The sequence below is a fragment of the Nocardia sp. CDC519 genome, from assembly GCF_059509835.1.
Window position 1 is genome coordinate 805,979 of record NZ_CM183377.1, and the last position, 13,205, is coordinate 819,183.

At 68.0% G+C, this 13,205-nt stretch carries 14 protein-coding genes, 1 tRNA gene and 1 pseudogene; 8 read left to right on the forward strand and 8 right to left on the reverse strand.

Annotation, left to right across the window (positions count from 1 at the left end; translation table 11 throughout):
• Positions 1–3: 3 nt before the first annotated feature.
• A complete protein-coding gene (locus AC5W7N_RS03545; RefSeq protein WP_163813462.1) occupies positions 4–975 on the forward strand; it encodes a hypothetical protein in 972 nt (323 codons plus the stop codon).
• A gap of 87 nt (positions 976–1,062) precedes the next feature.
• Positions 1,063–1,147 (forward strand) — tRNA-Ser (locus tag AC5W7N_RS03550).
• Between the two features lie 49 nt (positions 1,148–1,196).
• Here the strand turns inward: AC5W7N_RS03550 and AC5W7N_RS03555 are convergent.
• Complete coding sequence (locus tag AC5W7N_RS03555; protein WP_228815222.1) at positions 1,197–1,604, reverse strand: winged helix-turn-helix transcriptional regulator; 408 nt, start codon at positions 1,602–1,604, stop codon at positions 1,197–1,199.
• Between the two features lie 22 nt (positions 1,605–1,626).
• Positions 1,627–2,061 (reverse strand): carboxymuconolactone decarboxylase family protein, encoded by a 435-nt coding sequence (locus AC5W7N_RS03560; RefSeq protein ID WP_280498802.1) that lies wholly within the window; start codon positions 2,059–2,061, stop codon positions 1,627–1,629.
• Between the two features lie 58 nt (positions 2,062–2,119).
• Between AC5W7N_RS03560 and AC5W7N_RS03565 the strand changes: the two are divergent.
• Together AC5W7N_RS03565 and AC5W7N_RS03570 are read left to right on the forward strand one after the other, a co-directional pair.
• Positions 2,120–2,834 (forward strand): annotated as a pseudogene (locus tag AC5W7N_RS03565) (LysR family transcriptional regulator).
• Positions 2,835–2,891: 57 nt separating this feature from the next.
• A complete protein-coding gene (locus tag AC5W7N_RS03570; RefSeq protein WP_195020454.1) occupies positions 2,892–3,800 on the forward strand; it encodes a SecDF P1 head subdomain-containing protein in 909 nt (302 codons plus the stop codon).
• Here the strand turns inward: AC5W7N_RS03570 and AC5W7N_RS03575 are convergent.
• Entirely contained in the window at positions 3,797–4,579 is a 783-nt protein-coding gene (locus tag AC5W7N_RS03575) for a Mut7-C RNAse domain-containing protein (protein ID WP_195020453.1), read from the reverse strand. The two genes, AC5W7N_RS03570 and AC5W7N_RS03575, sit on opposite strands and share 4 nt — an antisense overlap.
• Positions 4,580–4,633: 54 nt before the next feature.
• On the reverse strand, positions 4,634–5,350 hold the full coding sequence (locus AC5W7N_RS03580) for an oxygen-binding di-iron domain-containing protein (RefSeq protein WP_195020452.1): 717 nt from the start codon (positions 5,348–5,350) through the stop codon (positions 4,634–4,636).
• A gap of 246 nt (positions 5,351–5,596) precedes the next feature.
• Here AC5W7N_RS03580 and AC5W7N_RS03585 point away from each other — a divergent pair, with 246 nt between their 5' ends.
• Positions 5,597–6,301: a DUF8020 domain-containing protein gene (locus tag AC5W7N_RS03585; protein WP_195020451.1), complete on the forward strand. Its 705-nt coding sequence runs from the start codon at positions 5,597–5,599 to the stop codon at positions 6,299–6,301.
• 9 nt (positions 6,302–6,310) lie between these two features.
• Here AC5W7N_RS03585 and AC5W7N_RS03590 read toward each other — a convergent pair whose 3' ends face one another.
• Complete coding sequence (locus AC5W7N_RS03590; protein WP_195020450.1) at positions 6,311–7,303, reverse strand: phosphatase PAP2 family protein; 993 nt, start codon at positions 7,301–7,303, stop codon at positions 6,311–6,313.
• A gap of 13 nt (positions 7,304–7,316) precedes the next feature.
• Here AC5W7N_RS03590 and AC5W7N_RS03595 point away from each other — a divergent pair, with 13 nt between their 5' ends.
• Positions 7,317–7,838, forward strand: a complete 522-nt coding sequence (locus AC5W7N_RS03595) for a DUF6968 family protein (protein ID WP_228815219.1) — start codon at positions 7,317–7,319, stop codon at positions 7,836–7,838.
• 7 nt (positions 7,839–7,845) lie between these two features.
• On the opposite strand, the gene AC5W7N_RS03600 is transcribed toward AC5W7N_RS03595, so the two are convergent.
• Positions 7,846–8,604, reverse strand: coding sequence for an SDR family oxidoreductase (locus AC5W7N_RS03600; protein WP_490724503.1), 759 nt, complete (start codon positions 8,602–8,604; stop codon positions 7,846–7,848).
• A 185-nt stretch (positions 8,605–8,789) separates the two neighbouring features.
• On the opposite strand from AC5W7N_RS03600, the gene AC5W7N_RS03605 reads away from it, so the two are divergent.
• On the forward strand, positions 8,790–9,083 hold the full coding sequence (locus AC5W7N_RS03605) for a hypothetical protein (protein WP_195020448.1): 294 nt from the start codon (positions 8,790–8,792) through the stop codon (positions 9,081–9,083).
• Here the strand turns inward: AC5W7N_RS03605 and AC5W7N_RS03610 are convergent, their stop codons facing one another.
• On the reverse strand, positions 9,084–11,009 hold the full coding sequence (locus AC5W7N_RS03610) for a WS/DGAT domain-containing protein (protein ID WP_195020447.1): 1,926 nt from the start codon (positions 11,007–11,009) through the stop codon (positions 9,084–9,086). It lies immediately after the preceding gene.
• A gap of 127 nt (positions 11,010–11,136) precedes the next feature.
• Between AC5W7N_RS03610 and qcrB the strand changes: the two genes are divergently transcribed.
• A complete protein-coding gene (gene qcrB / locus AC5W7N_RS03615; RefSeq protein ID WP_163813482.1) occupies positions 11,137–12,753 on the forward strand; it encodes a cytochrome bc1 complex cytochrome b subunit in 1,617 nt (538 codons plus the stop codon).
• A gap of 69 nt (positions 12,754–12,822) precedes the next feature.
• Here the strand turns inward: qcrB and AC5W7N_RS03620 are convergent, their stop codons facing one another.
• Complete coding sequence (locus tag AC5W7N_RS03620; protein WP_495923247.1) at positions 12,823–12,969, reverse strand: DUF397 domain-containing protein; 147 nt, start codon at positions 12,967–12,969, stop codon at positions 12,823–12,825.
• Positions 12,970–13,205: the final 236 nt, after the last annotated feature.

Sequence of the window (13,205 nt, forward strand, 5' to 3'; positions counted from 1 at the left end):
CAGATGACCAACCAGAATCCGCCCGGCAGCGGCGGCCCGGAACCGCAGTGGTGGGAGACACCGAACACCGGGCAGGGGGCCGACCCGTCCAGGGCGGATCCGACGATCCTGCGATCCGACCTGAACCAGCCGGTGGCCGATCCGACCATCCTGCGCTCGGACCTGAATCCGCCCGGCGATCCGTACTCGAGCGGCGCGAACCCCTACGCCAGCGGCGCCGCACCGTATCCGGGGGCCAACCCCTACCCGAGCGGAGCCACCCCGTACCCGCCCGGTGGACAGCAGCAGTGGGCACCGGGCCAGCCGGTGCCGCCCGCCGGCTTCATGCCTCCGCCACCGCGGCCGAGCAACAAGACGCCCTGGATCATCGGCGGTTCGATCGCCGCGGTGGTGCTGCTCGTGGTCATCGTCGGTGTGATCGCCATCGCCTCGAGCGTGTCCGATTCCAGCGACAAGCCCTGGGACGGTGAGTACGCCTTCAAGGAGGGCAACGCCTGCGAGCTGGTCGACCTCAGCGTCCTCGACCAGTGGGCGGTCAACCGCGAGGAGACCACCCACAAAGAGGACGGCCCGATGGACAGCATCGGCGGCGGCGACCTCAGCTGCCGGGCCAAGAACACCAACCCCGGCGAGGACGGCGGCGATGCGTCGCTGTCGCTCGAGGTCGCCTTCGACACCAAGTACCAGGACGAACCCCGGTTCGACATGTGGAAGCAGTTCGACACCGGAACCACCGGCACCGGCTACGACCACGGCAACGTGAGCGATATCGGCGAGCGCGGCTACTACGCCACCCAGGAACACACCTACAACTACATCCCCAGCACGCTCGACCACATCGTCGCCGTGAACGACAGCAATATCTCGGTCAAGGTCGAGATCAGCGTCTCGTCCATGAGCAGCTTCGACCGCGACGGCATCGACGCCGCGGCCCGCGCGCAGGTCAAGAAGGTGCTCGACGCCCTGCGCAAATAGCCGGCGCGACGCCGCGCACCAGCGCGGAGGAGCGCCGCGACCGGCCCGTTTGGCATCGGCCGGGGTCCAGCCGGTATGCTGCACCACGGAGGATTCGCCTAGTGGCCTATGGCGCTCGCCTGGAACGCGGGTTGGGTTAACGCCCTCAGGGGTTCAAATCCCCTATCCTCCGCAGAGAACAACAGGCCGGGACACTTCTCAGTGTCCCGGCCTGTTGTGCGTCACGCCACCGAACCCGCTGCATCGAGGATCGCCGCATCCCAGCGGCTGCGCGAGGCGAGCACCTCGCTTCGGTATCGGGCAGACCAGGCCGCGACCGCCTCCAATACCGAGAGCAGGCTGCGGCCCATCGGCGTCAACGCGTATTCGACTTGGACCGGAACCGTCGGATACACCGTTCGCGCGATCAGGCCGTCGCGTTCGAGCTTGCGCAGTGTCACCGTCAGCATGCGCTGTGAGATTCCCGGCACCCGCCGATGCAGTTGCAGGAACCGGCGGGTGTCGACGGTGAGCTCGGCGATCACCAGCACGGTCCATTTGTCGCCGATGCCGCTGAGGACATCACGAACGTCGCAGGCCACTTGGTATCGGGTCACCATCCGCGGCGCATCGGGTGCTTGTCGGAGCATCGTTTCCATTCCTGTCGAGCAGTCACATTCGCCGGTCCGCCCCGCACGGCGGTGCAGTCCTGGTGGCGAGGCACATCCGATCCCGCGCGTTCGCGAGGGCGATGATCATGATCAGATTGCCGAGGTTGTACGGCCCGAGCAGGCGTTCGGCCGCACCGAAGGTGTCATCGGGCACTTCGAATCCGGGCAGCACGGTCAGCGTTTCCGCGAGCGCGAGCGCGGCACGTTCGGTGTCGGAGTACAGCTGTGCATCGCGCCAGCCCGCCAGTTGGTTGAGCCGCTGCTGGGTTTCCCCGCCGGCCAGCGCAGCACGGGTGTGCACATCGAGGTGATAGGCGCAGGCGTTGAGCTGTGAAATCCGGATCCGGACCAGTTCCTCGAGCCGAGCGTCCGCCCAGCCCTCGCATTGCAGCACGAGTTCGAGCTCGGCGATCAGCTCGAAGGCGCGCGGTGACACGGCTGTCAGATCGCTGTCGGATGAACTCCATTTCGGTCGGACCGCCGAGCGGCTGTTCGTGTCGAGGGCTCGGATAAGCCAACTGATCAAAGCCTTGGAACGGCGGGTGGGCGCGCCGCTGTTCGAGCGGACCAGTCGCAGCGTGGTGCTCACCCCGATCGGTCACCAGCTGCGCGAGGATCTCACCCCGCACTTCGCCGGCGTCCAACGATCCATCGACCGGGCCGCCGATGCCGCTCGCGGCGGCATACTGCGCCTCGGATTCTCCAGCCCGAGGGCCAGCGAGCTGGTCGCGAAAATCATGGCCGAGTTCCGGACTCGGCATACCGACTGTGCTGTCGAGATCCGTGAAGTGCACCTATCCGATCGCTTCGGGTCGCTGCGCCGCGGCGAACTCGACGTGCAGCTCATCGAATTCCCCGTCGACGAACCCGATCTCGTGTCCGGGCCGGTCCTGTTCAGTGACGAACGGGTGGTGGCCGTGTCCGATTCGCAGCGGCCGGCCGATCCACCGCAGGCCGGCCACGGCCTACTGGCAGGAGCTGCTCACGCTGGTGGCCGCGGGCCACGGCGTCACCATATGCGCGGCACAGGGTGCGCGTTACTACGCGCGCCCCGACCTGGTGTACCGCCCGCTGGCCGATGCCGCGCCGCTGGAATACGGATTGGTGTGGTCGGCCGTGGGAATCGGGCCGATGGGCCGGGAATTCGCACGGCTGGGGATCGAGAAGTTCGCGGCACCGGCGACCGGCACGCCGAGGCCGACGCGCTGACGCGTGCGGGCGCGGTCGATTAGGCTCACCGGCACATGGCGAGATCGGGGGGTTCCGATGAAGAGCAAGTACACCAGCTCCTGGCGAGTACGCGGTGCGGTGATCGCGCTCGCCGCGGGTTCTGCGCTGCTCACCGGATGCGATGTTTCCGGGCAGGCGGTACCGGAGTCGACCTCGACGGCGCCGCCGTCGACGACGCAAGCGCCGCCCGGCATACCGGTGGTCCTGACCGCACAGACCGCCGACGGCACACCGCCGACACCGGAAACCATGAGTGCCGCCAGGCAGATCATTCTGTGGCGCGCCGAGGGCATGCGGCTGCCGGGCACGACCGTCACGATCAAAGATGACACCCTGGTGGTCACCGTCCCCGACGACGACGGCGCGGCAGCGCGCAGGCTCGCACACACCGGCAAGCTGACGGTGCGGCCGGTCCTCACCGCGGTGCCGACGGCCGGCTCCGGCAGCGCCCCGGCCCCACCGGCAACCGACCCGATCACCGCCAAGATCACCAGGCAGAGCAGTGATCCCGCGATTCAGCAGCAGGCGATCGCCGCGCTCGACTGCGGCGCGGCCGATCCGCTGCGCAGCGCGGACGACCCGGCGCTACCACTGGTGACCTGTGCCGCCGACGGCACCGAAGTGCTGCTGCTCGGCCCCTCGGTGCTCGACAATCGCGGCATCTCGGATGCGAAGACCCGCCCCGAACCCGGATCGGACCGGCACTCGATCGAGGTGACGTTCACCAGGGATGCCACCGAGGTGTTCGCGGATTTCACCACCGAAAACATCAACAGGCGAGCGGCTTTCGTCGTCGACACCGAGGTCATCAGCGCCCCGATGATCATGTCGCCCTCGCCCGGCGGATCCACGCTGATCTCCGGGAACTTCACCGCCGAATCGGCCGAGGAGCTGGCCAACTCGCTGCGCTTCGGTGACCTCCCGGTGCCCTTCACCGAACGCTAGGTCTGTTCACCGGTCCCGGCCCGCCCGCGCTCCGCGATGCCCGCACGAATCCGCGCGATGAGGTCGTCGAGGCGATCCTGATGGGCGCCGGCCCAGTAGACGCGCCCGCAGCCGCGGCACTGCCGGAAGGTGTCGTAGTAGCGCAGGGTGAGCGGGGGCAGCCGATCGGCGACGTCGCGTTTGTCGACATCGTCGAGCAGGTCGCCGCAGCGCACACACCGGGTGAGCGGAGCGAGGCGGTCGGCGAGATCGAGCCGGGTGATCACTTCGAGGATCTGGTCCACCGGCCGGTCCGCGCGCACGAACACCCCATGGGTGACGATGCGCCGCGCGAGCAGTCCCCTGTCGCGGGTGAGCAGGATGCGGTGCTCGGCGGCCGAGATCTGGGCCAGCTCGGCATCGTCGGCGTCGAATTCGCAGCGGATGTCGAGCCCCATCAACCGCATCAGCCGGGCCAGGCCGCCGAGGTTGACGTCGACGAGGAAGCGCGGTTCACGCAGCGGTCGGGGCCGCACCCGGGTCAGCGATCCGATATCGAGGGTCTCGAACATCGGATACACCGCCAGCCGGTCACCCGGACGCGGGCGATGCCCGAAATCGACCGATTCGCCGTTGACCAGCAGCAGATCGATCTCGGTATGCGGCACACCCGCCGCTTCCACCACATCCTTGACCGTCTGATGCGGGCGCACCGGCCGCCACAGCATCCGGTGCCGCGCCGGTGCCGGCAGGAAGTCGTTCAGCTCGGCGTATACGCGCAGTTCGACACCTGCGGTCATGGATCCGAGGTCACCGTCCGGAGCACGAGGATGCTTCCGGCGTGGGTTCCCGGTTCAGGCGGCCAGCCGCTGCTCATATTCATCCGCGAGCGCGAGCAGAGCGGTCGCCCCGTCGCCGACGAAGCTCGATCCGTGCATGATCGCCAACGTGGTCGGCCGCAGTTGCGCGAGTTTACGGAGCGCGGCGGGCACGGCCGGGCCCAGCGAGGTGGCATGGAAGACGTCTTCGGCGACGGCAGCGGGCTCGACCAGATCCGCGGCCGTCAGGGCCGGACCGTTGCCCAATTGACTCATCAGATCGCCGCAGAAAAGCACTCCGGTGTCCTGCTCGTAGAGGACTCGGGCTTCCCAATTGTGGGGAGCATGAGGGGTGTCGAAGTGCTGAATGTGGCGGCCGCCGATGTCGAGGACTTCGCCGTCGACCATCGGGCGCGGCGGCCGGTCGGCCATGTCCTCGATAGACACCGAACAGCCCAGCGCACCGTGCGCGACCTGGGCATTCGGTGCGGCGGCGAGAAACAGGTTCATGGCGCCGCACTCGTCGGCCTCGACGTGACCGAAGGTGATCCAGCGCAGCTGTTCGACCGGCCTTATTCGCTCGATCTGCGCCGTGACCAGGGGAAACAGGCCACGCATTCCGGTGTGGAACAGCAACGGTTCCTCGGCATCGACGAAGAATTGGTTGAAGGTGAACCCGGCCGGGCCGAGCTCCGGGATGAAAGTCGAGATGCGATAGATGCCGTCCGCGATCTCGTCGGTATGGGTATCCATTGCGAATCCCCTGGTAGTACGGCCCCCCACGACAAAACATGCGCGTCGAACACCGGTCTTGAAGTCTACTCGCGAACGCCGGACGCCGGAATCGCACGGGAGCAAACACCCGGCTTTCGCGTTCTCCCCGAGGGGGCGGCGAGAGACGCTGAAGACGGGTTCAGGCTTCTTCAGCCAGGCTTCAGCTGCATCTGCGACTGTTATCGTCGCTTCGAATCAGCCGTCCCCACTGGAGGTTTCGCCCCGATGTTCCTGCGCAAGATCGCTGCCGTATCCACTCTGGCCGTCGCAGCAACCGTCCTAACCATCGGGCCTGCCGGTGCGGACCCGCACACCGCGGACGCGGTGAACTACACCGCCACCACCACCCCGACCAACACCGTCGTCACCATCGATTCCGGCTCGTTCACCACCGAGGGCGGAATCTTCGCCATCAAGGCCGAGGACGGCACCGTGCTGGCGGGTACACCACTGCAGTTCCGAGTCGACGATTTCCTCTTCCCGATCGCCGCCGAAATCAACGACAAGACCGCGACCCTCACCCCGCGCTTCGACCTCGAGCACGCGGTCTACCAGCCGGTGGCGCTGCCGTTCGAAGATCAGGCGAACTGGAAGACCCCCTACGACCGCGAGGTGGCGGCCTTCACCCGGCTGAAGGACACGATCGCCACCGGCGCCTCGATCGGCACCATGGTCGGCGGCATCGGTGGTGGCGTCGTCGGCTGCATCCTCGGCGGTATCGCGGGGGCGACGGTAGCGGCGGCGACGATCGTCGGCATGTTCGGCCCGTTCATCCCGGCCGCCGCCGTCGGCTGCCTCGGCGGCATCATCGCGATCGGCGCGCTGGGCACCCTCGCGGGCCAGCTGCTGGTGACCGCGCCGGTGGCCATCGCGGCGCTGGCCCAGTACTTCACCACGATCAACCAGCCGTTCACCCCGCGCACGAAGTAGACGACCGGTTCAGGGCTCGCGAACGCCGTCGGTTGCCGACTCCACATCGGCCGCCGGCGGCTCACGCGGTTCATCCGGGGGCGGCGGCCGGTGCCGTTCCCATGCCCGCGCGAGCAGGATCGTCACCCCGACATACGCCCAGCCGAGCAGCACGTCGATGGTGTAGTGCTCGCCGCCGTAGATCAGCGTGAACGCCATCGCAGGCGGGTACAGCGCCAGGATCACCCGGAACCATCTCGGGGCGTACGGCCACAGCGCCACCGTCACCATCAGCGAGAACGCGGCATGCAGCGAAGGCAGCGCGGCGACCAGATTGCCCTGCGCTTCCAGCCAATCGGCGCTCGTATCGAACGAGACCATGCCGAAGCCGAAGCCGCTGACCCGGCCGACCTCCTCGTCGATCACGCCCTCGCGCGAGGCGTACCAGGGCGGCGCGGCGGGCACCAGGATGTAGGTGAGCAGGCCGAGATACGACAGCAGCACGATGCGGCGCATGTACTTCGACCAGCGCCCGCGCGACTGCACATAGAAGATGGCGGCCACCAGCCACGGGACGATGAAATGGCTGGTGTAGACGATGCCGGTGAGAATCGACCACCACGGCCGCTGGTCGCCGGTCATCAGCTGCTGCTGCAGCCAGACCGTCGGTATCGTGCCGCCGAACAGCCAGCTCTCGGCCGAGACCAGCTCCTCGACCCGCACCGGCATGCCGAGTTTGTCGGCGATGCCGCGGGTGTGGTCGTACACCACGAGCGCCGCGATCAACGGTACCCAGTCGATCAGGATCCGCAGATGCTCGCGCCACGGCCGATAGGGGTTGAAGGCCGCGATGCCGACCATGATCCACGCGGCCTGATAGATGCGATCGGTGGGTATGCCGAAGACGATGCTGACGACGGCCAAGGCCGCCAGGTACCCGCACCAGACCCCACTACGAAACAGTCGCCGCGCCGGTCGCTGCTGTTGTTGCGAGACCGGAGCGTCCGCCGTTGGCACGCCCATCTATCCAGTTTCCATGCACGACGCGGTTACCCGGACGAGATCCGGCACGAGTCCGGCAGATGACACCCGAGTTAACTCGTTTGCTGAAGTGTTGCTGATTTCTTCGCCAGCCGATACGGTCATGCCCGACGGGAGCAGCACGACTCCCATACCGTTCGCCTGGGACCGGGAGATTTCGATGGGAAACACCGCCAATAGCTGCCACCGTGCCCGTGCCGGACGTGGCGGCATGATCGCGGCCGACACCTCAGCGGTCGATTTGCTGGCCACCAAGCAGTTCACCGTCGACGGCGCGGCGGTGCGCGTGATGATCGGACGTCCCGAGCCGTACGCCACCGGCCGCGGCTGGCGCTGCCGCATCCGCGTCGAACGCGGCACCTCCCGACTGGAACAGTCCCAAGTGGTGGCGCCCGATGAGATGTCGGTGGTGCGGCTGGCTTTGGAACTGGTCACCTCACGCCTCGGCATGAGCGAAACCCAGTTCTTCGAAGGCGCCACCGTCGGCCCCGGCGCGGTCGAGGCCACCGCCCGCTGATCGCGCCTCATCCGGCGTGCTCGGCCAGGAAGTCGGCCCAGGTGCGCTTGCCCACGTCACAGCCGAAGACGAGATTGTCACCTGCCCGGTAGGCGCGCCCCATCGCGCCCGGCAGTCGAACCGGCAGCAGCAGCCGCCGTTTTCCGGTGACGCGCAGATACGCACGGGTGAGTTCGGACAGTTCGAGTACCTCGGGCCCGACCAGATCGCGCACCAGCCCCGCCGGCTCACCGAGAGTGAGTTCGACCAGCCGTTGCGCGACCTCGGCCGTCTCCACCGGCTGTGCCCGCAGCCCGCCGGGCGCGGGAATCACCGGTGATTTCGCCATCGCACGGACCACACCGAACAGCAGGTCGTGGAATTGCGCCGCCCGCAATGTCGTCCACGGGACACCCGAGCGCACCACGATCTGCTCGGCCGCCGCCTTCTGCCGGTAGTACCGCACCGGCAGCGAATCCGGCGCGGTGACCGAGATGTAGACGACGTGCCGCACGCCGGCACCGGCCGCCGCGGTCATCAGGTTACGGGTGCTGTCGGCATCGGTCTTGGCGTCACCGGCCAGATGCAGGATGGTGTCGGCGCCGGACACCGCGGCATCGACACCCACGTTCTTCAGCAGATCGCCGGTGACGTATTCGATGCCGTCGCGGATGCCGGGAGCGCGCCTGCTCAGCACCCGAAAGGGCACGCCTGCCTGACGCAGCAGCGGCGTCACCTGACGTCCGAGGGTGCCGGTACCGCCGGTGAGCAAAATGTTCGAGGGCATCGCCGTACTCCGTTCCGTCGCGTCACCGGGCGAATGCCTACGGTGATCGGCAGTTCTTCGGTCTCTGTCTGGAGACGAGGGCGGGCGGCCGAATGTGACGGCCCGGCCGAACAGTGACCACCATCTCACCGAGGGTGCGAAAATCTCGGTAGGAAGTTCGCGCCCTATCGAGGGAGGTGGCGGCCATGCGCTTCGACCCGGGTCGCGAAGTCGCGTCCACCGCAGCCACCGGCCCGAGCCACATGGAGGTCGCCTACCGCACCGAACCCGAGTCGGGCGGCCTCGCCGTCGGCAGCTATCACACGGTGGTCGCCCGACCCGCCCGCGACGGCGGTAGCGCCCTGCACGGCATCTGGGACAACACCGCGATCAGCGGCTCGGCGCGGTTCGGGTTGCTGATGATGCGGGCGGTGGGCCGCCCGTTCTTCACCAGGTACTACCGGCAGGTCTTCGATCAGCTCGCGGCGGGGAAGCTCTGATCAGTCGGCAGCCGGGCGGATACCGCCCACCTCGGCGAGGGCCGAGCGGAGCACATCGGTGTAGAGGTCGAGGTCGGGCATCGTTTCCGGGTCGGCGTGGAGGGAGATGGTGACAGTGTCGCCGAGGCCGTGGACGCCGTGGGTCAGGTGCATGACCGAGCCGAGCGCGGGAAAGCCAGCGGTGAACAGGACGGGAGCCGCGCCGAAGGTGAGATCTGCCGGGCCGCGGTGGACGCTGGAGACGACGGTATGGCCGGCAATCGATTCCGGCACGATGTCGATCGGATAGCGGTCGACGTCGCGGCGCAGGATCGGGGCGGGCAGCGCGGCGGTGACCCGGTCCTGGGCAGCCAGCAGCGGATGCGACGCGCGGGTGCGGCGGGCGGCGAGATCGGCGGCGATCAGTTCGGCCCGGCGGCGCGGATCGGACTCACCGGAAAATAGTTCGACGCCGAGGCTGCGGTAATTGTTGCGCGGCGCCGCTCCCGCGACCCGGTCACGGACCAGAGCGGCCGCGCTTCGCAGCCGACCGGCATCGCGTGAGACCACCTGATCCGGTGCGGGCAAGGCCATCGGCACCTGCGCACCCAGCCGGTCCACCGGCTCGCCGCGCTGGTCCAGATACCGCTCCAGCGCGATCGACACCGCCGTCAGCGCAAGCACCGTCACGCTGAAACCCGGTGCCCGCAGCCACGCCACCGGACACACGATCATCCGCACCGCATGGCCTCCGACCTCGCCGGGGCCATTCAGAACGCTCGCCGCGAACCCACCGCCCGCCTCGGGCAACTCCCCTGCCGCTGTCGCCTCCGCCAGCTCCCGCTGGGCACGAAACGCGCCGATGCCGCCGACCACGGTGCGTGCCATGCGGACCGGGATGCCGGCGACAGCCGCACCGAGCCGGACGGCTTCGACAGCCGCACCGAACCGGATCGCTTTGGCGGCCGCACCGACCCGAATCGTTTTGACCGCCGCACCGAACCGGATCGCTGCTGCGGCGGCGGTGCGGACGATCTCACGTCCGGTGGCGGCGGCGCGTCCCGCCCGGTGGCGCGCAGCGCCGGACGGAGTGCCGATGTCGGGTACGCGCTCCCGCGAGTCCGCTCGGTCACGCCGTGACCGCGCGGCCGAGACCTGCGGCGACGAATCGGCAGGTTCCGCCGCGAGCAATTCGTTTTCCCGCTGATCACGCGATGCCGCTGGAGATCGTCGCGAGCCGCGGACCGGCGGGGCGAACAGGGCGCGCGCCAGCTCGGCCGCACGTCTTCCATCGGCGAGCGCATGCGACATCTGCAACACCGCGACGGTGACCCGGGGCGCCGCCCTGGATCCGGACGGATCGGCGGTGACGTCCACCGCGCGCCGGAGCTCGGTCAGTCCAGTCGTTCCGGAGGCGCGGCCCGGGCCGGTCGGAGGCCCGCTCACATCGACCTCGCCCGGTGCGGCGCCCGTGGCCCGGTGGGCCGCGACGGATCCGGACGGGCCTGCGAGGGCCTCGGCGGCAGCCGGGATCGAGCCGGATTCGACCTCACCGAGGGCGCTCTCCCCCCGCGACGGCAGCGGCGCCCCGGTGATTCCCCGGAACACATGTAGCCGCCAAGGATGCACGGCTGCGTCGACGCCCGTTGCGAGTACCTCGCCGAGTGCCTGCTCCAGGTGCGCCCAATCAGCTTGCGGCAGCCGATATTCGACGAACTGCCCGGTGTCGAACGCGCACGGCACCCAGGTCGGGTACGCGAGATCGCGGGGCGCCGGACGCAGGCGCACGCAGAGGTCGGGGATGCGCGCGCTGCGGCGGGCGATGATCGCGCGCAGCTGGTCGGTGCTCAGCTCGGATTCGGCGAAACAGTAGAGCAGGAACAGGTCGTTGCGGGTGCGGCCGGACAGCCAGTACATCGTCGCGTCCTGCGGCTGCACCGTACTCATGCGGCGACGATAACGACCCGGTGGCGAGACCGCTGAGGTGGGCAGAAAACCATCGACTGGACACCGCGCGCGGTGCTACCGTCTGTAGTAGAACCCAATTCACTCTCCTCAGGGTCGGGTGTCGACTATGGCTGCACTGGAACGCACACTGAGTTCGCAGGCCAACGCGGTGGACGATCGATATCGCGCCGCGGCATTCGTGAAGCGCTCGATCAACAAGGTCTTCCCGACGCACTGGTCGTTCCTGCTGGGTGAGATCGCGTTGTACTCGTTCATCATCCTGCTGCTGTCGGGTGTGTACCTGACGCTGTACTTCGACCCGTCGATGGCCCACGTCGTCTACGACGGCGCCTACCAGCCGCTGCGTGGTGTGGGCATGTCGCGGGCGTACGAGACGGCGCTGAACATCTCCTTCGAGGTGCGCGGTGGCCTGTTCGTGCGCCAGGTGCATCACTGGGCGGCGCTGCTGTTCGCGGCCTCGATCATCGTGCACCTGCTGCGCATCTTCTTCACCGGCGCGTTCCGCAAGCCGCGTGAGGCGAACTGGGTGATCGGTTCGCTGCTGCTGATCATGGCGATGTTCGAAGGCTTCTTCGGCTACTCGCTGCCCGACGACCTGCTCTCCGGCACCGGACTGCGGGCGGCGTTCTCCGGCATCACCATCGGGCTGCCCGTCGTCGGCACCTGGCTGCACTGGCTGATGTTCGGCGGCGACTTCCCCGGCGACATCATCATCCCGCGCCTCTACATCGCCCATGTGCTGCTGTTCCCCGGCATCATGCTGGCCCTGATCGCGGCCCATATCGCGATCGTCTGGTATCAGAAGCACACCCAGTTCCCGGGTCCGGGCCGCAGCGAGCGGAACGTGGTGGGCGCCCGCATCGTGCCGGTGTTCGCCGCCGATCAGGGCGCGTTCTTCGCGTTCACCCTCGGTGTGGTCGGACTGATGGGCGGGCTCCTGCAGATCAACCCGATCTGGAACCTGGGACCGTACAACCCCTCCCAGGTCTCGGCCGGCTCCCAGCCCGACTTCTACATGATGTGGACCGACGGCCTCGCCCGGTTGATGCCACCATGGGAGCTCTACCTGGGCCGCTACACCGTGCCTGCGGTGACCTGGGTGGCACTGACCATGGGCCTGGTGTTCGTGCTGCTGATCGCCTACCCGTGGATCGAGAAACGTCTCACCGGCGACAGAGCCCACCACAACCTGCTGCAACGTCCGCGCGACGTCCCGGTACGCACGGCCATCGGCGCCATGGCCATCACCTTCTACGTGGTGCTGACGCTGGCCTGCGTCAACGACATCATCGCCTACAAGTTCAACATCTCGTTGAACGCCACCACCTGGGCCGGACGCATCGGCCTGCTGCTCGGCCCGCCGTTCGCCTACTTCCTGGCCTACCGGTTCTGCCTCGGCTTGCAGCGCAGCGACCGCGCGGTGCTCGAGCACGGCATCGAGACCGGTGTGATCAAGCGGCTGCCGCATGGTGAGTACATCGAGGTGCACCAGCCGCTGGGCCCGGTGGACGAGCACGGCCATCCGCTCCCGCTGGAATACCAGGGCGCCCCGGTGCCCAAGAAGATGAACAAGCTGGGCCTGGCCGGCAAACCCGGCACCGGCAGTTTGCTGCGCGCCGATCCGCGCGAGGAATCCGCACGCAATCTGGCGATCGAAGAGGAAGAGGAACACCGGCAGCTCGCGGTGCTGCGCAACCAGCAGGACCTGGAATCCGGGCACTGACCACTGCGAAGGCCCCGAGTCCGAATCGACCCGGGGCCCGTGATGCTGTGTTGCGGCTGCGGCCCGACGCTACTGTCGGCGCCCGAACTGGCCACTGGCCAGGCCGGATAGGAATGCGTCCCACTCGCCGGGGGCGAAGGCCAGCACCGGTCCGTTCCCGCTGTCCTTGGTGTCCCGGACCGCCACGTTGCCGTCGACGAGATGCGCGACTTCCACGCAGTTCCCGTCCGGGCCACTGTGCCGGCTCTTCCGCCACACAGCGCCCGTCAAATCAACCTCCACGGCACCGACTCCTTTGCTGCGTCACGATATTTTGTTCTGACTTCTGACTTGCTCCGATCAACCGGCATCCGACACCGAACGACGAACGCCGTGGTGCGCCTGGTGATAGCGCGCAACTTCCCCTGTACGCCTGTCTGCACTCGCATTTCCGAGAACGCACGGGCGGCGAG